Annotated in this window: 21 protein-coding genes and 1 tRNA gene; 14 read left to right on the forward strand and 8 right to left on the reverse strand. The window is 68.4% G+C overall.

Going from position 1 to position 19,927, the window contains the following annotated elements:
• The first annotated feature begins 31 nt into the window (after positions 1-31).
• From LH076_RS07655 to LH076_RS07665, 3 genes are read left to right on the forward strand one after another with little or no spacing between them, the layout of a single operon-like run.
• Positions 32-1,396, forward strand: coding sequence for an acyl-CoA dehydrogenase family protein (locus tag LH076_RS07655; protein ID WP_227783387.1), 1,365 nt, complete (start codon positions 32-34; stop codon positions 1,394-1,396).
• Entirely contained in the window at positions 1,396-2,610 is a 1,215-nt protein-coding gene (locus LH076_RS07660) for an acyl-CoA dehydrogenase family protein (RefSeq protein ID WP_227783388.1), read from the forward strand. Before LH076_RS07655 ends, LH076_RS07660 begins: the two co-directional genes overlap by 1 nt.
• Positions 2,611-2,629: 19 nt before the next feature.
• On the forward strand, positions 2,630-3,181 hold the full coding sequence (locus LH076_RS07665; protein WP_227783389.1) for a nucleosidase: 552 nt from the start codon (positions 2,630-2,632) through the stop codon (positions 3,179-3,181).
• Here LH076_RS07665 and LH076_RS07670 read toward each other — a convergent pair.
• On the reverse strand, positions 3,178-3,753 hold the full coding sequence (locus LH076_RS07670; protein ID WP_227783390.1) for a LysR family substrate-binding domain-containing protein: 576 nt from the start codon (positions 3,751-3,753) through the stop codon (positions 3,178-3,180). The genes LH076_RS07665 and LH076_RS07670 overlap by 4 nt on opposite strands.
• Positions 3,754-3,795: 42 nt before the next feature.
• On the opposite strand from LH076_RS07670, the gene LH076_RS07675 reads away from it, so the two are divergent.
• From LH076_RS07675 to LH076_RS07705, 7 genes are read left to right on the forward strand one after another with little or no spacing between them, the layout of a single operon-like run.
• A complete protein-coding gene (locus LH076_RS07675) occupies positions 3,796-4,092 on the forward strand; it encodes a hypothetical protein (RefSeq protein ID WP_227783391.1) in 297 nt (98 codons plus the stop codon).
• 41 nt (positions 4,093-4,133) lie between these two features.
• Complete coding sequence (locus tag LH076_RS07680) at positions 4,134-5,027, forward strand: hypothetical protein (protein ID WP_227783392.1); 894 nt, start codon at positions 4,134-4,136, stop codon at positions 5,025-5,027.
• Between the two features lie 47 nt (positions 5,028-5,074).
• Positions 5,075-5,992: a transporter substrate-binding domain-containing protein gene (locus LH076_RS07685; RefSeq protein WP_227783393.1), complete on the forward strand. Its 918-nt coding sequence runs from the start codon at positions 5,075-5,077 to the stop codon at positions 5,990-5,992.
• Positions 5,993-6,003: 11 nt separating this feature from the next.
• Positions 6,004-7,665, forward strand: coding sequence for a sensor histidine kinase (locus LH076_RS07690; protein ID WP_227783394.1), 1,662 nt, complete (start codon positions 6,004-6,006; stop codon positions 7,663-7,665).
• 35 nt (positions 7,666-7,700) lie between these two features.
• Complete coding sequence (locus LH076_RS07695; protein ID WP_227783395.1) at positions 7,701-8,771, forward strand: diguanylate cyclase domain-containing protein; 1,071 nt, start codon at positions 7,701-7,703, stop codon at positions 8,769-8,771.
• Positions 8,761-10,155: a glycosyltransferase gene (locus tag LH076_RS07700; RefSeq protein ID WP_227783396.1), complete on the forward strand. Its 1,395-nt coding sequence runs from the start codon at positions 8,761-8,763 to the stop codon at positions 10,153-10,155. The genes LH076_RS07695 and LH076_RS07700 overlap by 11 nt, the downstream gene beginning before the upstream one ends.
• The gene (locus LH076_RS07705; RefSeq protein WP_227783397.1) at positions 10,152-10,880 is read left to right on the forward strand and encodes a hypothetical protein; all 729 of its coding nucleotides are present in this window, start codon (positions 10,152-10,154) and stop codon (positions 10,878-10,880) included. The genes LH076_RS07700 and LH076_RS07705 overlap by 4 nt, the downstream gene beginning before the upstream one ends.
• 9 nt (positions 10,881-10,889) lie before the next feature.
• Here the strand turns inward: LH076_RS07705 and LH076_RS07710 are convergent, their stop codons facing one another.
• Both LH076_RS07710 and LH076_RS07715 read right to left on the reverse strand, forming a co-directional pair.
• Positions 10,890-11,882 carry a response regulator transcription factor gene (locus tag LH076_RS07710; RefSeq protein WP_227783398.1) on the reverse strand — a complete coding sequence of 331 codons (993 nt, stop codon included), beginning with the start codon at positions 11,880-11,882 and terminating at the stop codon, positions 10,890-10,892.
• An 11-nt stretch (positions 11,883-11,893) separates the two neighbouring features.
• Positions 11,894-12,781, reverse strand: a complete 888-nt coding sequence (locus tag LH076_RS07715; RefSeq protein WP_227783399.1) for a glycoside hydrolase family 6 protein — start codon at positions 12,779-12,781, stop codon at positions 11,894-11,896.
• Between the two features lie 308 nt (positions 12,782-13,089).
• Between LH076_RS07715 and LH076_RS07720 the strand changes: the two genes are divergently transcribed.
• Positions 13,090-13,995: a hypothetical protein gene (locus tag LH076_RS07720; RefSeq protein WP_227783400.1), complete on the forward strand. Its 906-nt coding sequence runs from the start codon at positions 13,090-13,092 to the stop codon at positions 13,993-13,995.
• Here LH076_RS07720 and LH076_RS07725 read toward each other — a convergent pair.
• Positions 13,988-14,542, reverse strand: a complete 555-nt coding sequence (locus tag LH076_RS07725) for an HAD family acid phosphatase (protein WP_227783401.1) — start codon at positions 14,540-14,542, stop codon at positions 13,988-13,990. The two genes, LH076_RS07720 and LH076_RS07725, sit on opposite strands and share 8 nt — an antisense overlap.
• Positions 14,543-14,624: 82 nt before the next feature.
• Positions 14,625-14,709 (reverse strand) — tRNA-Leu (locus LH076_RS07730).
• Between the two features lie 65 nt (positions 14,710-14,774).
• On the opposite strand from LH076_RS07730, the gene LH076_RS07735 reads away from it, so the two are divergent.
• Positions 14,775-16,094, forward strand: a complete 1,320-nt coding sequence (locus LH076_RS07735; protein WP_227783402.1) for a M20/M25/M40 family metallo-hydrolase — start codon at positions 14,775-14,777, stop codon at positions 16,092-16,094.
• Between the two features lie 11 nt (positions 16,095-16,105).
• On the opposite strand, the gene LH076_RS07740 is transcribed toward LH076_RS07735, so the two are convergent.
• Complete coding sequence (locus tag LH076_RS07740; RefSeq protein WP_227783403.1) at positions 16,106-16,324, reverse strand: DUF5703 family protein; 219 nt, start codon at positions 16,322-16,324, stop codon at positions 16,106-16,108.
• Between the two features lie 22 nt (positions 16,325-16,346).
• A complete protein-coding gene (locus tag LH076_RS07745; protein WP_227783404.1) occupies positions 16,347-17,288 on the reverse strand; it encodes an aldo/keto reductase in 942 nt (313 codons plus the stop codon).
• A 64-nt stretch (positions 17,289-17,352) separates the two neighbouring features.
• Here LH076_RS07745 and LH076_RS07750 point away from each other — a divergent pair, with 64 nt between their 5' ends.
• A complete protein-coding gene (locus tag LH076_RS07750) occupies positions 17,353-18,180 on the forward strand; it encodes an undecaprenyl-diphosphate phosphatase (protein ID WP_227783405.1) in 828 nt (275 codons plus the stop codon).
• 45 nt (positions 18,181-18,225) lie between these two features.
• Here LH076_RS07750 and corA read toward each other — a convergent pair whose 3' ends face one another.
• Positions 18,226-19,203 (reverse strand): magnesium/cobalt transporter CorA, encoded by a 978-nt coding sequence (gene corA, locus LH076_RS07755; protein WP_227783406.1) that lies wholly within the window; start codon positions 19,201-19,203, stop codon positions 18,226-18,228.
• Between the two features lie 45 nt (positions 19,204-19,248).
• Between corA and LH076_RS07760 the strand changes: the two genes are divergently transcribed.
• Complete coding sequence (locus tag LH076_RS07760; RefSeq protein ID WP_227783407.1) at positions 19,249-19,926, forward strand: histidine phosphatase family protein; 678 nt, start codon at positions 19,249-19,251, stop codon at positions 19,924-19,926.
• Position 19,927: the final 1 nt, after the last annotated feature.

Genomic DNA, 19,927 nt, shown 5'->3' on the forward strand with positions numbered 1-19,927 from the left:
CAATGTGTAACTCCGAGTTACAGTTTCTCGCATGTCCCTCCTGAACAGCCTCAAGGGCGGTGGCCGCTTCGGCCTGGCGTCCACCGAGTCGCGCGATCCCATCGGGTACGCCGTCGCGGCGCTCAACCAGCTGGCACAGAGCCCGCTCCTCGACCGTCTGGGCGTCCGGAAGCAGGCCGAGCAGACGGTCTTCACCGCGACGCGCAGCGGCTTCAAGGCCATGACCGTCGCGGGCCGCACCTTCGCCAAGAAGGGCAGCAAGGGCAAGCCCGGCACGCGTGCCGCGACCGCCTCCCGCCCCGGCGTCTTCGACCTCACCCCGACCGAGGACGAGCAGATGCTCGTCGACGTCGTCGCCGAGTTCGCCGAGGAGGTGCTGCGTCCCGCTGCCAACGAGGCCAACGAGGCGTGCGCCGCGCCGGACCCGCTCCTCAAGTCCTCCCTCGAGATCGGCCTGCCGATCCTCGGCGTCCCTGAGGAGCTCGGCGGTGTGTACGAGGAGCGCTCCGCGACCGCCGGCGTGCTGGTCGCCGAAGCACTCGCCAAGGGCGATATGGGCCTTGCCGTCGCCACCCTCGCGCCCGGTGCCGTGGCCACCGCCCTGAGCCTGTGGGGCACCGACGAGCAGCAGCAGACCTACCTGCCCGCCTTCACGGGCACGGACGTGCCGGCCGCCTCGCTGGCGCTCAACGAGCCCACTGTCCTCTTCGACGTGCTGGCGCCCGCGACCACGGCCAGCCGCAGTGGCGCCAACCTCGTGCTCAACGGGGCCAAGTCGCTCGTCGCCCGCGGTGCCGACGCCGAACTCTTCATCGTCGGCGCCTCGCTCGACGGCAAGCCCGTGCTGGTCCTCGTCGAGTCCGGCACCGAGGGCCTCACGGTCGAGGGCGACCCCGCCATGGGTGTCCGGGCCGCCGGCCTCACCACGCTGTCGCTGACCGACGTGATCGTCCCGGCCGAGAACATCCTCGGTGAGACCGACGGGTCGACGTACGTGGAGTGCGTGCGGCTCTCGCGCCTGGCCTGGTGTGCACTCGCGATCGGAACGGCCCAGGCCGTACTCGACTACGTGACGCCGTACGTCAAGGAGCGCGAGGCGTTCGGTGAGCCGATCGCCCACCGCCAGGCCGTCGCCTTCATGGTCGCCAACATCGCCATCGAGCTGCAGGCGATGCGGCTTGTCACCTGGAAGGCCGCCTCCCGCGTGGCCCAGGGAATCGACGCCACCCGTGAGATCGCGCTGGCCCGCAAACTCTGCGCCGACAAGGGCATGCAGATCGGCCTCGACGGCGTCCAGCTGCTCGGTGGTCACGGCTTCGTCAAGGAACACCCCGTCGAGCGGTGGTACCGCGACCTGCGCGCCATCGGGATCATGGAAGGGACGGTGCTCGTCTGATGGCGATCAATCTGGAGGACCCGAAGAAGCTCCGGGGCATCCGCGACCAGGTGCACCAGGTCGCGATGAACATGCTGCGGCCGATCTCGCGCAAGTACGACCTCGCCGAGCACGAGTACCCCAAGGAGCTCGACATGCTCGCGGCCATGGCCGACGGGCTGGCCGAGTCCGGCGCGGGGGAGGGCGCGGGCGCCACGGGCGTACGCCGCTCTGCCGACGCCGACGACAAGAGCGTCAAGAACGGCTCCAACATGGCCTCGGTCATGACCGTGGCCGAGATGTGCTGGGGCGATACCGGCCTGACGCTCGGTATGCCGCGCCAGGGGCTGGGCAACTCCGCCATCGCGTCAGTCGCCAACGACGAGCAGCTCAAGCGATTCGAAGGCACGTGGGCCTCGATGGCGATCACCGAGCCGAGCTTCGGCTCCGACTCGGCGCAGGTGTCGACGACCGCCGTCAAGGACGGCGACGAGTACGTCATCAACGGCGAGAAGATCTTCGTCACCTCCGGTGACCGCTCGGACTCGATCGTCGTCTGGGCGACGCTCGACAAGAGTCTCGGCCGCGCGGCGATCAAGTCGTTCCTCGTGCCCAAGTCGACGCCCGGCGTGAAGGTCGAGCGGCTGGAGCACAAGCTCGGCATACGCGCCTCCGACACCGCTGTCATCACCTTCACCGACGCACGCGTGCCTGCGGCCAACCTCCTCGGCTCGCCCGAGATCAACACGGCCGAGGGCTTCGCGGGCGCCATGGCGACCTTCGACAACACCCGCCCGCTGGTCGCGGCGATGGCCGTGGGCTGCGCCCGCGCCTCCCTCGACCTCACCCGCGAACTGCTGGCGAAGGCCGGCGTCGAGGTCGACTACGACCGACCCGCCGCCGTACAGACGGCTGCCGCCTCGAAGTTCCTCCAGATGGAGGCCGACTGGGAGGGCGCCTACCTCCTCACCCTGCAGGCTGCGTGGATGGCCGACAACCGCAAGCCCAACTCGCTCGAGGCCTCGATGGCCAAGGCGAAGGCGGGTCGCGTCGGCTCCGACATCACGCTGTCGTGCGTCGAGTTGTGCGGCTCGGTCGGGTACGACGAGAACGAGCTGCTCGAGAAGTGGGCCCGCGACTCCAAGATCCTCGACATCTTCGAGGGCACCCAGCAGATCCAGCAGCTGATCGTGGCCCGCCGCGTACTGGGCCTCTCCAGCGCCGAGCTCAAGTAGTCCACTAGCCTCGGGCGTCGTGACTCTCCTTGTGGTGAGTGCGACGCCCGAGGAGGCGGCGCACGTCCCCTCCGCCTATCGCGTCCTGATCACCGGCGTCGGGAAGGTGCCGGCCGCCGCGGCGGTCGCCGCGACCCTGGCCGCCGACCCGTCGATCACCGAGGTGGTCAACATCGGCTCGGCGGGAGCGCTGCACGACCACCTCGAGGGCCTGCACGTCGTCGGGTCGGTGCACAACCACGACCTCTCCGCCGACGCACTACGCAACTTCGGCTACGACCCGCAGGAGTGGCTGACCCTGTCGCCCGAGCCCATCCGGCTGGCGACCGGAGACCTGTTCGTCTCCGACCCGGTGGTCCGTGCACGCCTGGCCGACCTCGCCGACCTCGCCGACATGGAGGGGTACGCCGTCGCCTGGGCCGCCCGCCAGGCCGCAGTGCCCGTGACACTGGTCAAGCACGTGTCCGACCAGGCGGATGAGGGCGCCTTGGCGTGGGCCGAAGTGGTGGAGCGGTCGGCGCGCGACCTCGCGGACTGGCTCGTCACCCACCGTCCGGTGGACGAGAGCTAACCGCGCGAGGAGTTGGCCGTCCTCCCGCGGACGATCCCGACGAACGCCTGGGTGCGCTCGTCGTCGCGCTCCTTCAACCACGCGAGACCGACCGTCGTGGGGTCCAAGTCGGTCACCGGGCGCTGGACGGTGTCCTTGCGGCGGAAGAGCCGGCCCACGGACATCGGCACCAGCACGACGCCGGTTCCCGCGGCGACGGTCTCGATCGCATCCTTCGGGCCCATCGGCGGCCAGGGAAGCTGCTCGGTCGACGGCTGCCAGCCCGAGGCGTGGGGGGCGACGAGTTGCTCACCGTCGAGGTCCGAGAGCGAGACCTCATCGGCGGCCGCGACGAAGTGCTCGACGCCGGCGACGACGACCGGCACCTCGTCGTACAGGCGGATGAGGTGGAGGCCGTCGGTGTCGAGGGGGAGACGGACCAGGGCCATGTCGACCTTCCCCTCGCGGATCGCGCTGAGCTGATCGGCCTCGTCAAGCGGAACCAGCTCCAGTGACTCCCGGGACCGGTCGCGCCAGGCGCGGGCCCACTTGTCCGGGGTCGCGCCGGTGACGTAGCCGAGACGGAAGGTCATGCCGCCACCGTAACGGCGCCCGGCCCACCACGTTGAAGGGGCATGATCGCAACCGTAGGCATCGACGTTCCGCAGGTCAGCCTGCGTGACGCGGCCTCGCTCGGTGCGGTACAGCGGCTGGCGTGGGCGATGGGGCGCCCGCCAGCCGCGCCCGCAGCACCCGCGCCTGCACCGTCGACGCCGGCCTCGACGGTCGCGTCCGTGGTCGTGCTCAAGGCTGCTCGGCGTGCGCGAGCCGCCGAGGCGCTCCGTCGGCTCGCCGCCGATCCGGCCGCCACACCGGCCGAGCGTGCGCTGGCCGCCGAGCGCGCCACGCAGTTCGGCCGCCGCTCCGCCTGACGTCCCGCTCAGAACCGGGGCCTGGCGGCCGATGGTGAGGCGTGACCGATCACCTCATGGATGAGGGCGCGGCTCTGACGCAGGAAGCACAGGAGCCATGGCGGGGCCAGACGACGGTGCCTGCCGCAGACCCCGAGCCCGACGAAACGAATCAGATCCGCGCCGAGTTCGAATGGCGCCTGGAAGAGCGGACGAAGGCAGCGCGCTACCCGCACTCGCTGCGTCGGCTGACTTACTCCGCGCGCGAGCTGAACACCATCAAGGCGATCGACCAGCAGGCCGCGGTCTGGATCCCCATCATCACCTTCGCCGTGACAGCGGTCTGCGCCGTCGGCGTCGTCCTTGTAGCCACACGAGTCGCGGACGACCCGGTCCACGGCCGACTCTCCGACGTGGTGGTCGTGCTCCTCACCTTGGGCCTGCTCGGCGCCGGTTTCGGTACCTTGAGCCGCTCGCAGGCGTGGTTTGACTCTCAACGGCCGCCAGGTCGCTCGGTGCGCACCGACCTGGCCGACGCCTACGAGACAGTGCGCGAGGGCGTGGCGGTCTTCCTGGAACTGGGAGTGCTGCCGGGTGCGCTCGGCCGGATCGCCGACCTCGTGCCACGGTCAGAACTTCTCCTGGACTTCCTCCTCGCGCACGAGGCGCGAGGCGGCACGGCGAAGGGACACCCCGCCTACGAGGAGTTGATCCGCATGGGCGCCGAAGTCACCGTCCTCACCGATATGGCCGAGGAGCGCCTTGGCCGGAGATCGGTCCGTCGCCGGGACCGGCGGGCGGACCCGGAGAGTGTTGCTCCCTCGCTCGATGACGTCACACCGTTCGCGACGTTGGCGGACTTGGTCGAGATGCTCGCGGTCGACATCCCGGCCCCACGACGCGCCGACACGTCGGCATCTGACGGAGCGTCTGACAAACCGGAGCGGAGCCTCTAGCCTAGTATCGGGACCTTCTCGGGGATGGACCGACTCAAGGAGGGTACGTGCGACGACAACGGTGGATTCCGTTGCTGGTCGTGCCGATGGTGCTGGCGATGGGCGGTTGTTCTACGTCCGGTGGCAAGGGTGAGACGACGTCGGGCGCCAAGGTGGCGCCGGTGAGCGGTCTGACCGGCTATGCCAAGCAGCTTGCGCAGAGCGGGCGGCTCCGGATCGGCGTGAAGTACGACGCACCAGGCATCGGTTACCTCGCCCCGGGGAAGACCACCCCAGCAGGCTTCGACGTGGAGATCGCCAAGATTCTTGCCGGCGGGCTCGGCATCCCGGCGGACAAGATCGAGTGGGTGCAGATGTTGAACTCCACTCGTGAGCAGGCCCTGACCAGCAATGCCGTGGACCTCGTGGTCGCGTCCTACTCGATGTCCAGCGGTCGCGAAGCGCAGGTCGGGATGGCGGGACCGTACTACGTCACGGGCGCCCAACTCCTGGTGCGCGCGGCCGATCGGGCCCAGTTCAGCGCCATGCTCCCGGGCCCCAACGGCAATCCCCGGGTCCGCGCGCTTCCGCAGACCCTCGACGCCAAGACCTGCACGACGAGTGGCTCCACCGCGCAGGACGTCATCGCGCACGAGTTCAGGCAACGGCCGGTGGTCAAGGCCAGCTTCGCGGACTGCGTCGGCCTGCTCCAGCAGGGTGGCGTGAGCGCCGTCGTCGCCGACGGCGCTGTCGAGACGGGCTACGCACATGAGGCCGGGGGGGCCCTCGCCGTCGTGGGCGACCCGTTCACCGAGGAGAAGTACGGCGTCGGCTACCAGAAGGGCATGACCGGGATGTGCGACTACATCCAGAGGACCTTGCTCCGGGCCTACAAGGACGGCAGCTGGAGCCAAGCCTTTGCCGACACCCTCGGGAAGTCCGAGGAGGCGTCCTCACCCGAACCGCCCGCCTTCGATCCGTGTTGAGGCGCCTGGCGATGGCCACCCCGACGAGCCGTGATCGGATCGAGGCGTTCCCGGTCGCCCAGCTCCAGCTCCAGTTCACGCTCGCGACGGCCTTGGCGGTCACGGCCCTGCTGGTCTTCGGAGGAACCGGCCTCTCCCAGCGGATCGCGATCGCCGAGGGCATCACACTGATCGCCGTCGCCGGGCTCCTCGCGTTCGCCGTCTCCCGGTCCCCGAGTGCTCAGACCACGCTCCTTCTGGTGCCCGCACTCGACATGGTCGGCCTCGCGGTCATCATGCGCGAGGCGCCTTACGGCGGCCTGGAGACCCTGTTGGTCTTTCCTCTCATCTGGCTGGCGACCTCCTACCCAGGCCGGGTGCTCCTCGCCGGCTGCCTCCTCGCGGTCGTCCTGGTCTGGCTGGTCCGCCTTCCCGGAGTGTCGGTGGAGCCGGTCACGGTCCGTTCCCTGCTCCAGGCGCTGAGCGCCTCATGCGCTCTTGCGCTCGCTGCGACGATGACGTGGTGGATGCGCCGGCGCTCCGACGCTCAGCACGTGCTGCTGCAACGGCAGACAGCCATTCTGGAGGGCGCCTTCGACAGGTCCAGCGCGGGTGAGGAGACGGTACGCCAAGTGCTGGATGCGGTGGCGTTCGCCGTCCTCGCCTTCGACGGCGCCGGTCGGCTCGTCACGGCGAACCGCGCGAGCGTTCAGTTGGTGCGCGCACTGGGGCTTCCACCGACCACCGACCTGATGACACTGCCCTTCTATCGCGCGGACGGGTTCGAGCCCGTCGCGCCGGAGCAGTCGCCTGTGGCGCGCGCCATTCAGGGCGACGACGTCGACGACGAGCACTACTGGCTCGGCCACCCGGGGGAGGCGCGCGCAGCGCTTTCGGTCTCGACGCGGATCCTGAGGGACCGTGGCGGAGCGACGACCAGCGTCGTGCTCGTCGCGAGTGACGTCACCGGTGAGTTCGAGGCCACCCAGGCGCGTGACGACCTCGCCGCATCGATCTCACACGAGCTCAGAACTCCTCTGAGCTCGATCATCGGTTATGTCGACCTGGCGCTCGACGAGCCCGGGCTCAGCGAGCAGGTCCAGGCGCATCTCGAGGTCGTGGCCAAGAACGCCGACCGCATGCTGATCCTGGTGAACGACCTCCTTGCTCATCGTGAACGCGAGGCCTCCGGCAGTCTCACCGTCTCGAAGGTCCCGATGGACCTGGTCCCCGTGGTCCGCGATTCGGTGTCGGCCGTGCTGCCGATGGCCCGTGACCGACTCATCGCCATCACGGTCGACATGCCGAACGAGCTTCGGGTCCTGGGCGATGCCCTTCGACTGCGCCAGGTCATCGACAACCTGCTCTCCAATGCCATCAAGTACAACCGCGAAGGCGGGCAGGTCGAGGTGCTCGGTACGCAGCGCCACGACGAGGTGAAGGGCGACCTGGTCGAGATCGCCGTGAGCGACACCGGCCGCGGCATGACGCCCGAAGAGACCCGGCGCCTCTTCGAGCGCTTCTATCGCGCCCCGTCGGTCCGCCATACGGCGATACGCGGCTCCGGCCTCGGTCTGAACATCTCCCGCCAACTCGTGGATCTCCACCGTGGCACCATCCGTGTGGCAAGCGTCCCCAACGTGGGCACCACCATGACGGTCACCCTGCCCGCACTGGAGGTGGCGGCGGCATGAGCTTCGATCCTCTCACCATCGCGCTGTCTACCTCCGTGGCCGTCGGCGTGGTCGCGGTCGTCTACGGTCTCACCACGACGCAGCGCCACGACGACCGTCCCAACCGGCTGGCTGCCGCGTCCTTCCTCGCGACTTTTGTCGGCGCTGGTGTGGCTCCGACGATCGGCACACTCGGCTCTCTGGCGTCGAGAAGCGACGCAGGCACCGTCTCGACGGTTCTCATGACGATGGGCGTGACTGCCGGCGCGGCGCTGCTGTGGAACGCAAGCCAGTGCTTCGCCACGCGGCCCCCTCTCCTTGGCTTCACCGCCATGGCCGCGACGTTGGCATCCGCGGTCGCGCTCGTAGTCTCACTCACGGCTCCGCGATGGGATCTTCTTCCGGCGGCGGTGGTCGCAGGGCTCGTTCATGCGTTCGCAGCGGTCGAGCTCCGGCGAAGTCCCTCGGCCTCCAATCTCAACTCGATCCTTCTCGAGACGGTGATGTGGGCCGACTCGGGGGCCGGTGTGGTGCTGGCGGTCCTGAGCGGGGCCGATCGAATCGGACACGATGCGGCATGGGCCGCCTTCCTGACCGTGATCGCCGCCGGCTCACTGAGCGCGGCGCTCGCACTGACGGCACTACGCGTGGAGCGCTACGGCAACTGGTGGACGCTGGGCGACGAACAGGACCGAATCGAGCTCGGCGTCCACGAGGCGAACGTCTTCGTCGAGGAGGCCGCCGACCGGCTGGAGAGGTGCCAGACGGCAGGCCAGCCGGTCCATTTCATGACCGCAAGCCTCCCGGGGCTGGTGGAGTTGAACACGGCGTATGGCCATCTCGCCGGTGATGCGGCGCTGCGATGGGTGGCAGAGATCCTCCGTCGCCAGGCGCCGCCGTCGGCCGTGCTGGGACACCTGGGCGCTGGAAGGTTCGCCATCGTCACGTCCCGCGACCCCGAACTCATCGCCAACGCGGTGCAGACGGGCATGATGCGGGTCCCTCCGCCCGCATCCCTTCCGGTTCGCCTCACGCCCGTGTTCTCCTGGGCGTCGAGTGATGAGGCAGGCTATGACCTGGATGTCATGCGCGTGACCGCGGAGGAGAGGTTGGCCAATGTCTCTTGAACCTCAACCCGAGGCCCCGGCGCTCCTCGAACGACGTCGTCCGACGATCGGCTGCGTGGTGCCGGCCTACAACGAGGCGATGTCGATCGCTGGCGTCCTCGACTCCATGCTGTCGCAGACCTGCCGGCCTGATGCCATCCATGTCATCGTCAACAACACCACGGACGACACAGCGAGAATCGCCGCGTGGTACGCCGGCGTCCACGAGATGGTCGTGAACGGCGAGCGGATGTTCACCGAGATCCACGTCCACGACCTGGGCACGATGGATGACAAGAAGGTCGGCGCCTTGAACTACGGCTTCCGCCTGGTCGACGGCATGGACTACCTCCTGGGTATCGACGGCGACACCTCGGCCGACCCACGCGCGGTCGAGTACCTCGTCCAAGAGATGGAGACCGATCCGAGCATCGGTGGCATCTCGGCGATCTACAGCATCGATGACACCGCGATCGACGGCCTGATGGCCAAGTTCCTGATCTGTGGCCAGCGGGCCCAGTTCTCGGCCTTCAACATGCGCAACCTGCTCAACGACCGCCAGATGGCGGTACTCGGGGGCCAGCTGTCCATCTTCTCCATGGAGGCGCTCCACGCCGTGGTGGCCGAGGGGCATCAGATCCAGCCGTGGCTCACGGTGAGCGAGGTCGAGGACTCGCTGCTGTCGCTGCAGATCCAGAGCGCGGGCTACAAGACGATGATCAGCAAGGATTCCCGCGCCAACGTGGGCGGAATGCTCACCATGAAGTCCCTGGACGCACAGCAGGTGAAGTGGAACTACGGCTGCATCGATCTGATGTGGCCCGGCGTACGGAACGGGCACCGCGGCCAGCCCTTCCACCCGAATCTCCGCATCCGGTGGCTCGACAACTTCTCCATGCTGTTCAACGGCCTGACGCGGTTGGGTTTCTTCACACTGCTCACCTGCTCACTCCTGTTCCACGCCTTCGTGTTCACTGTGTGGTGGGCGATCCCGCCGGTCGCTGGCTGGCTTCTGAACATCCGCATCGCCCACACCATGGGCCGGCCACACCTGTCCGACTACCTCTTCGCGGGCCTCTTCCTGCCGGCCGAGCTCTATACATGGGTGCGCCTGGGCCACTTCGTGCGCGCCTGGTCGAAGTTCTTCTTCGCCCGAGCCGCGAACAACTGGGAACTGCAGGCTCAGGCGGAATCGGGCAGCGCCCGCAGCACTTACCTGGTGCCGTTCATGGTCGCCTGTCTCACCTACGTCGCAGGTGTGGTCGCATTCGATCAACTGCTCTCGGTCCAGGCCAAGTCGGACGTCCTCTGGGTGTCATGGCGCGTACTCGGCGCCATCACCGTCTTCCAGACCTTCTGGATGGCGTTCCAGCTCCTGCGTCCATATAAGGGTTACAAGGCATGACAATCTCCACACGGGCCGCCGCTGCACTCGTTGCCCTGGTGCTGCCCGCACTGACCGGTTGCCAGGCGTTCGGCTCGTCACGCCCGGAGACAACGGGGACCGACGAGGTCACCACGGCCGCCGATCCGTATCAGACCCACTCGAAGATCGACGAGGCCGAGTCGGCGTTCACCCGTGACGGGACGTTCGAAACCCATACCGCCTCGACGGGGATCGACCTCGTGATGACGGTCTACCCCACCAAGGCAACGCCCCGCACCCACGAGTGGTACCCCGGCGGGAACAAGTACTTCACCTTCACCTTCCAGGCCTACGACCTCGACGTCGCGATGCGCGACCCGTTCAAGAACAAGCGCAAGGTCTACCTCTCTCACGTCGAGGTCACGTCGTCGTCCAACTCCGCCAGCGGGCTCGCGACCACGCCGTACACGCTCGACGCCGACCCGCTCGACGTCACACTCGACCCCGATCCCCTCAAGTCCGCCAAGTACGGCCAGCTCATCACCTCGCCCAAGGGGTCGCTGGAGGTGCGGAACCAGGTGATCGGGGAGCTGCCCGACGATACGACCGAGGTGACCCTGGACTTCAAGTTCAAGGTCTGGATCGAGAAGGCGGCCGGAAGCGGCCAGTACGTTCAGGACACGATTGAGGAGAAGATGCCGATCTTCATCTACAAGAGTGACCTGCCGACGCGAGTGCTCCCCATCGCCATCGACGCCAACTGACCGCCGGCCTCATGGAGTCATGCGATAGCCGACGTTGTCGACCGTCTCGATCCAGCGTGAGGGCGTGCCCTCGTCTCGAAGCTTCCTGCGCAACGAGGCCACCTGCTGGTCGATGACGCGCTTGTCGTGCTCGGTGACGAAGTACGAGGTCACGTAGGACTCGCCGCGCGCGGACAGCACGAGGTCGGCCTTGCTCCGCACCCGCCGACCGCTGGACATCAGGGCCTTCAGGAGGCCGAACTCTTCGGGGGAGAGGGAGACGCCGGCGCCGTCCACAGTGACCTGGCCGCTCGCCGTGTGCAGCAGCAGTCCCCTGTGTGAGTAGAGACCCTGGTCGGTAGCCAAGGGATGACCGGCTGCCGGCGCTACCGCAGGGGTGTAGGGCATCGGTTCCGGCGAGGGCGACTCCGTCCAGGCCGGCACCGTCTGATGCACCTCGGGTGCGGGCTGAGGCGCTGGGTAAGGCGCGGGCTGGGGTGCAGGGTGGGCGACCGGCTGCCAGCCGGGCTCAGCCACGGGTGGGACCGCCGGTGGTGGCTGGACGGGCTCAGGGTGCGGCTGCTGAAGCGCTGTCTCTCGCCGCCAGAGCCCGTCATCGACCGGCTCCGGCACGTCTTCCCGTGAAACGCCGCGGGAGCGGCGAAGCAGGCTGCTGATTCGCGCTCGCAGCTCGCGGGGCCGGAAGGGCTTCGAGATGTACTCGTCCGCACCGGCGTTGAGGCCGGAGACCACATCGATCTCATCGTCCTGCGCGGTGATCATGATGATGTAGGTGTCGCTGAACTCGCGGATCGCTGCAGCTGCTGCGACCCCGTCCATGCCTGGCATCGAGACATCGAGCGTGGTGAGAACGGGGTTGTGGTACTTGACCGCAGCGACACCGTCCTCGCCGTTCGAGGTCAAGACGGGCTCGAAGCCACTCTGCGTGAGGACGGTGCGAAGGAGGTTGCGAACGTCGGGGTCGTCCTCGACGATCACGGCGATTTTCCGTCCGGTCTCCATAGGGCTGAAGCCTAGCCGGACCATCCTGCTGCCCGAGCGAGCGCCACGGCTCGTGCGGGCCAGAAAGTGCCGGCGGCTGGTCCGCCGTTGCACGTACCGTCGCTCTCGCCGGGGGGCTTGATCCATAGGTGGGCGTCGAGCCCGGTGCCGTCCTGGACTGCCGCAGGCGACTCGCCCAGGGCCTGATCGGCGGGGTTACACCAGTCGCCACCCGTGGCACCGTGACCGTTGCGACTGGAGTCGATCACGTAGTGGGCGCCGGGCAGCGCAGTCCGAAGTGTCTCTGCATAGGCGCGCTCGCCCGCGTCGCCGTCATAACCCGAGACGTTGACGGAGAAGCCACGCGTCCGTTCGATGCCGATGGTGGAAAGCATCTGGGCCATCTGCTCGGCCGGAACCCAGTCGGCATGCCCGGCGTCGACATAGATCGTCGCTGCGCTCGACAGGGCACCGATGGCACCATCGAGCAGTTCTTCACGCTGTTCGACGAGGTTGCACGCCAGCGCCGAGGCGAGGGCGTCGGGTTCCAGGATGACAACCGGGTCGCCGGAGAGCGCGCCGCCGATCGCCTGAACCCATGCGGAGTATCCCGACGGATCGAGCCCGCCGGAGGAATGTCCGCCTGAACAGTCCCGCGCCGGAATCCCGTAGATCACGAAGACCGGTAGCTGCGTGCCCGCCGCGGCGATGACCGACCGTACGAACGTCGCGACCTCGTCGGTGGGATGCTCCTCCGGTGTCAACCAGATCGCCGTGGGTGTCAGGGCGATGCGTTGCACCAGCGCCTGTTCTTCGCCGGTCAGGGCTGATGCCGCCGCCCCGGCCTTCTGTTCCGGCCACACGTAGAGCGGTCGCGACGCGAACGGATTGTCGCCGGAGGAGGGCGTGACCGTGACCATCGGAGGCAAGGAGGTGGATTCTGTCTGGGTGGCCGAGGGGGGCACCTTCTCGGATGCCCCGCACGCCGCGAGGAGCAGTGCTGCCGATGCTGCCACGACCAATGGGCTCAGCGCGCGCATAGTTCTCCCACGGGGCCATAGTACGGAAGACGCCGTTGAGCGGGCCTGCCACACGTAGAGTGACGCCCATGGGATGGAGGAGGCCTGCCTGCTGCGCGGTCGCGATTCTCGCGCTGGCGTTCGGGCTGTTTCCTCGCTTGCCCCAGCCTGCAGCGCAGGCAGCAACCAGCTCCACCGTCTTCGGGGTCGTGACGACACACACGCACGTTCCCGTGCGGGTCAGCGTCGCCCTCTTCACCGTCGACTGGACGTATCTCGGAACGCGCATGTCCACGCGGGGCGGGGTCTTCCGCTTCAACCATCTTCCCGCAGGCACCTATCGCCTCCAGGCGACCGACGTCCGCCCGGCATGGAACGTGAAGAAGCTGGCACGCACCGATGCAACGGTCGCCGTGGGGAGCGGGGCGGCGGTCGAACGGGACATCGTGATGGGAAAGGGCGCCTTCGTCACCGGGACCGTGCGCGTCGGCAGGGGCCACGGTACGGCGGGCAGGCGCGCCACGATCGCGGTCGCCAGTGAGTACGGCGCGTCGTACACGACCGTCGCAGACAAGCGTGGGCGTTTCGCAGTGGCTGGCCTTCCTGGCGGACAGAGCTACTCGGTCTTCACGTGGGACAAGCGTGCACGCTGGACCGGCCGCAGCATCTGGCTCGGGCGCCTCAAGGCGGGCAAAGGGCGAAACCTCCACGTGAGACTCAAGACAGCGTCCGGCTCCTACGCGGGGATCCTGCGAGTGGGCGGCACACCGGCGAACGGCACGATCTGGGCAACGGTGGTGAGCCGAGCCAACGGCCAGTGGTGGACGGCGCCCATCGTGAACGGCGACCTGTCCCGCTTCCGCGGGCTCTATCCGGGCGCCTATGTGCTCAAGCTTCCGCGGACCAGCCAGATGCCTGCGCAGGATCTTGCGTTGCCCGTCGTGCGCTCCGGGCGGACGACGCTCGCCCGGGTGGACGCGCGTCCCGCGCGCGCTCCTTCCGTGTCGCCCTCAGCATCGCCGTCAGCGTCGCCCTCTGTGTCGCCCTCCGTATCGCCGTCGGCCAGCGCGAGCGCGACGGCGAGTGCAACTGCGGAAGGGTCTCCGATCAGCTGAGTCGGCGCCCGTAGTCGGGCAGGTCGAACTTCCGCTCGTAAAGACCACCGCGGAAGTCGCTCGGGAGATTGCCCACGGACGCGATGATCGTGAACCCCTTGGCGACGATCGCAGTCCGGCAGCGGACCTTGCTGTGCACGAGGCCCTCACCGTCCCCACGGCCGCAGATGCCGTTGACCGTGTAGCCGGCCCGACGGAGCTTCGGGCGCTGCGCCTTGGCGTCGGCCTGATGGCGCCCGGTCACGAAGAAGACCTTCACCCCGAGCTCGTGCGCGCGCTGCGCGAAGGCCAGCGTCTTTCGCACCGGTCGCGGCCAGGCGTAGTGCGTCGCCAGCGACGTGTTGTCGATGTCGAGCACGATCGCAAGGTGGTCACCGCCGCGCGCGACGCGCCTGTCCAGGTAGGGGATCGCGGGCTTCATCGCGACCGCCACGTCGTGCAGCCACACCTTCTTGCTGGCCAACCCGGCCGCGTTGGCCGGGGACGCCGACAGGAAGGGCAGGAGGAGCAGGAGAGCGAGTCCGAGGAGCATCCGAGAGGCACGCATGGCTTCGACACTAATGGTTGGCACCCCAGCCGACAGGAATGCGAAAGGCCCCGGATCACTGATCCGGGGCCTTGCAATCGCGTGCGCGAGGGGGGACTTGAACCCCCACCCACTATACGTGGACTAGCACCTCAAGCTAGCGCGTCTGCCTATTCCGCCACCCGCGCGAGTGCGGACAGAACGTTAGCAGTGTGGCCGCTGTGGCACTAATCGGGATCGATACGGTGGAGTCATGGCCTTTGACGACCGTACCTACGACCCGGCTGGCGAGGTCGTCGACCTGTGCCGGGAGCTCATCCGCATCGACACGAGCAACTACGGCAACGAGCCCGGACCGGGGGAGAGGCCTGCGGCGGAGTACGTCGCCAGCCTGCTCGACGAGGTCGGGATCGAGGCGACTCTCCACGAGTCGACGCCCGGTCGCACCAACATGATCGCGCACTGGGGCGGCGACGGCTCTCGCGACGACGCGCTCCTCATCCACGGCCACCTCGACGTCGTACCGGCGGAGGCGAGCGACTGGCAGGTCGATCCGTTCTCCGGCGAGATCAAGGACGGCTACGTGTGGGGCCGCGGCGCGGTGGACATGAAGGACTTCGACGCGATGGTCCTCAGCATCGTGCGGGCACGCCAGCGGGCCGGCGTACGTCCGAAGCGTCCTGTGGTGCTGGCCTTCACCGCGGACGAGGAGGCGGGCGGCCACCACGGCGCCGAGCCCTTGGTGAAGGACCTGCGTGAGCACTTCGACGGTGTGACGGAGGCTGTGGGTGAGGTCGGTGGCTTCAGCACGACGATCCGAGGGAAGCGGCTCTACCTGATCGAGGCCGCGGAGAAGGGGATGGCGTGGATGCGCCTCACCGCTCGCGGCACAGCGGGCCACGGCTCGATGATCAACCGCGACAACGCCGTCAGCCGCCTGGCGGGCGCGGTGGCACGGATCGGTGCGCACGAGTGGCCAGTGACGCTGACGCCGACGATGGAGACGCTGCTGGCCGCCGTCGGTGAGATCGCCGGCGTGGAGGCGACACCGGACAACGCCGAGTCGCTCGTTGAGGAGTTCGGCCCTGCCGCGCGCATGATCGGCGCGACGCTGCGCAACGTCAGCAACCCGACGATGTTCGGCGCCGGCTACAAGGTCAACGTCATCCCCACCGAGGCGACGGCACACGTCGATGGCCGTTTCCTGCCCGGCTCGGACGACGGATTCTTCGAGACGATCTCGAAGCTCGTCGGTGACGGCATCGACATCGACTTCGTCTCCAACCAGAAGAGCTGGGAGATGCCGTACGCCGGCACGGCGATCTCCGACGCCATCGCGCAGTCGCTCCTCGCCGAGGACCCGGAGGCCCTCGTGGCGCCGTACCTCATGAGCGCCGGGACCGATGCCAAGCACTTCAGCACCCTCGGCATCCGGACCTACGGCTTCGCGCCGCTGCGACTGCCCGAGGACCTGGACTTCACCGGCCTCTTCCACGGCGTGGACGAGCGCGTCCCGGTCGACGCACTCGAGTTCGGGGCACGGGTCTTCGACCGGTTCCTCGACCTCTGCTGAACGCTGAGGGGTCAGGCCGTGCGGACGGCGCGGATGATCTTGCGGCGCAGGATGATCCGGCGCTTGCCGTCGTTGCCGATCCGGACGCGGTCGAGCACCCAGCCACCCTGCTCCGCGCGCTCCACGAGGAAGCGGGTGACGGCGTTGCGGGACAGCGCGCGTTCCAGCACGACCGAGTCGAACTCCCATTCCACGCCGGGAGCTGGTGGGCGACGGTTGATGGCGGCCATGCGGATCCTTCCGGTCGGGTGACTAGATGTCCGAGACGTCGTCCAGGGCGGCGGTGATCTCGGGAGGAAGATTCTTGTCGGCCACTCCAAGCAGGGCCTTCAGCTGTGCCGACGTACGGGCGCCGAGGATAGGCGCCGTGACCCCGGGACGGTCGCGGACCCAGGCGAGGGCGACCTCTGCAGGGGTCCACCCGAGGCCCTCGGCGGCACGTGCGACGGCGCCGACGATGCCCTGGCTGCGGTCGTCGAGATAGGTGTGCACGTGCTGGCCGTAGGTGGAGTCGGCGGCCCGGGAGTCCGAGGGCGTGCCGGTGCGGTACTTGCCCGTGAGCACTCCGCTGGCCAGCGGCGACCACGGCAGTACGCCGACACCCAATGCCGCAGCAGCGGGCAGGACCTCATCCTCGGAGTCGCGCGCCAGCAGGCTGTACTGCACCTGCGTGGAGACGATCGGGGCTGCCGAGCCCTCGAGCAGCGTCGCCGCGCGAGCGGTCTGCCAACCGTTGTAGTTGGAGATGCCGACGTAGTGCACCTTGCCCGACGTCACCGCCTGCTCGAGTGCGGCGAGCGTCTCCTCGAGCGGCGTCTGATCGGTCCAGACGTGCACCTGCCACAGGTCGATCCGCTCGGTGCGGAGACGACGCAGCGACGTGTCGAGGTCGTCGAGCAGCGTCCGACGGCTGGTGTCCAGCCGGCGCTCGCCCGTGCGCGACGTGATGCCGGCCTTGGTGGCGAGCACGACGTCGTCGCGCGCGCCGAGGTCGGCGATCAGGGCGCCGAGCATGGTCTCGGAGGCGCCCTCGTTGTAGACGTGCGCCGTGTCGACGAGGGTGCCGCCGGCGTCGAGGAACCGGGTGAGCTGCTCGCGCGCCTCGTGCTCGTCCGTGGTCCGGCCCCAGGTCATCGTGCCGAGTCCGAGGGAGGAGACCTGGAGCCCGCTGACTCCGACCGGGCGCTGCTGCATGGACTCAGACCCTAGTGCGCGGCGTTCATGAAACTGTCACGCCACGCCCTTAGGCTCACCACCCGTGAACTACCTCGAGTCCGTGATCCTCGGCGTCGTGGAGGGACTCACCGAGTTCCTGCCTGTCTCCAGCACCGGTCACCTGACGATCGCCGAGAAGATCCTCGGCCTCCCGATCGACGACGACGGCGTGACGGCGTACACCGCGGTCATCCAGATGGGTGCGATCGTCGCGGTCCTCGTCTACTTCGCGCGGGACATCCGCGACATCGTGGTCGGTTGGTTCACGGGGCTCGTCAAGCCGGAGAAGCGTGGCTCCATCGAGCACCGGATGGGGTGGTACGTCATCGTCGGGTCCATCCCGATCGGCATCATCGGTCTTGCGGCGAAGGACGTCATCTCCGGCCCGCTGCGCTCCCTGTGGTGGGTTGCAGGCGCACTCATCCTCTGGAGCGTCGTGATGGTCGTCGCCGAGCGCGTCGGCCGCCAGGACCGCGGCGAGAAGCGCCTCACCATGCGCGACGCCATCGTCATCGGCCTCGCCCAGTGCATCGCCCTCATCCCCGGCGTCTCCCGCTCCGGAGCGACGATCTCGACCGGCTTGCTGCTCGGCCTCGACCGCGTCACCGCGACCCGCCTGTCGTTCTTCCTCTCCATCCCCGCCCTGCTGGCCGCCGGCCTCTACGAGCTCAAGGACGTCTCCGGCACCGGCATCAGCGCCGGCCAGACCATCGTCGGCACCCTCGTCGCCTTCGTCGTCGCGTACGCCGCCGTCGCCTGGCTCCTCAGGTTCGTGGCGGGTCACACGATCGTCGCCTTCGTGCCCTACCGCGTCGTGCTCGGCGCGGTTCTGGTGGCCCTGCTCGCCACCAGCGCGATCAGCGCGACCTGACGCACGCTTCTGTGCATGCCGGCGGCCGACGGTCCTCTGGGAGTCCTACAGCCAGCCGGAGCGCTTGAAGAACCACCAGAGTCCACTGACGGAAGCGGCCATGATCAGTAGCGCCATGGGATAGCCGAGACTCCAGTCGAGCTCGGGCATGTGCTCGAAATTCATGCCATAGACCCCGGCGATGAAGGTGGGAACGACGACGAGGGCGGCACCGGCGGAGATCTTGCGCATGTCGTCGTTCTGCTGGACGGAGATCTGCGCGAGGTGGGCCTCGAAGGCACTCGAGAGCATGGCCTCCAGCTGCTCGGCGGTTTCGGCGGCCTGGCCGATGTGGTCGAGGACGTCGCGGAAGAACGGCTGGATGTCGGGGTCGACGTGGGGAACAGCACCGGTCGCGAGGGCACGGATCGGCTCGCGCAGCGGATGCACCGCACGGCGCACCTCGGCCAGCTCGCGCTTGAGCGTATAGATCCGCGCGGCGTCGCTGGTCCGCGATGAGGAGAAGACCGACGACTCCACCTCGTCCACATCGATCTGCAGCTCGGCCAGGACCGAGAGATAGCCGTCGACCACGGTGTCGGCGACGCGCCAGATCACGGCGGAAGGGCCCTCGGACAGACGATCCGGGTCAGCCTCGAGCGAATGCCGGGTGTCATCGAGGCGGACGCCCCGGCCGTGACGGACGGTGATCACGAAGTTCGCGCCGACGAAGAGGTTGATCTCTCCGGTCTCGACCTGGTCGTCGGCGTCGACGTACCAAAGCGTCTTGAGGACCATGAAGAGGCTCTCACCGAAGCGCTCGAGCTTGGGCCGCTGGTGGGCGGTGACGGCGTCCTCGACGGCGAGTGGGTGGAGGTCGAAGGCTTCGGCCACCTCGGACAGCTCGGTGTGGCTCGGGGCATAGAGACCGAGCCAGATGAAGTCGCCGGGCTCCGCACGCTCCTGCAGGGCGGTGTACTCGTGCGGGTGGCAGTCCGTCTCCACCCGGCGGCCGTCCCGGTAGAGGGCGATGTCGACGATCACAACCACACGCTAGGACACGAACGGCCACTCACTAGGCTGGCGCGCATGGCGACCGTCATCCTCGTCCGGCACGGACGCACCACGGCGAACGCCTCCGGCGTGCTCGCCGGCCGGACGCCGGGCGTCGAGCTCGACGAGGTCGGTCTGAAGCAGGCCGCGACCGCGGGGGAGCGGATCGCCGCCGTCCCGGTGGCCGAGATCGTCACCAGCCCGCTCGAGCGCTGCCGCCAGACCGCCCAGGCCATCCGCAAGGCGCTGCCCGTGAAGCCGCCGCTGCGCAGCGAGAAGGGCCTCTCGGAGTGCGACTACGGCGAGTGGCAGGGCCGCACCCTGAAGGAGCTCGCCAAGGAGCCGCTGTGGAAGGTCGTGCAGACCCAGCCTTCCGCGGCCGTCTTCCCTGGCGGTGAGTCGATGGCCGCCATGCAGGCGAGAGTCGTGGCCGCCGTACGTCGACATGACGCTGCCGTGACCGCGGAGCACGGCAACGAGGCGGTGTGGGTGGCCGTCAGCCACGGCGACCTGATCAAGGCGGTGCTCGCCGACGCGCTCGGCATGCACCTCGACCTCTTCCAGCGCCTGCACGTCGAGCCGGCGTCGGTCTCCGTCATCCGCTACGGCGAGGACCGGCCCTTCGTGCTCGCCACCAACACCAATGCCGGCGACCTCGGCTGGGTCGCCACCAAGCCCGTCACGAAGGACGCACCGGTCGGAGGGGGAGCCTGAC

This window comes from Nocardioides sp. Kera G14 (assembly GCF_020715565.1).
Taxonomy (GTDB): Bacteria; Actinomycetota; Actinomycetes; order Propionibacteriales; family Nocardioidaceae; genus Nocardioides.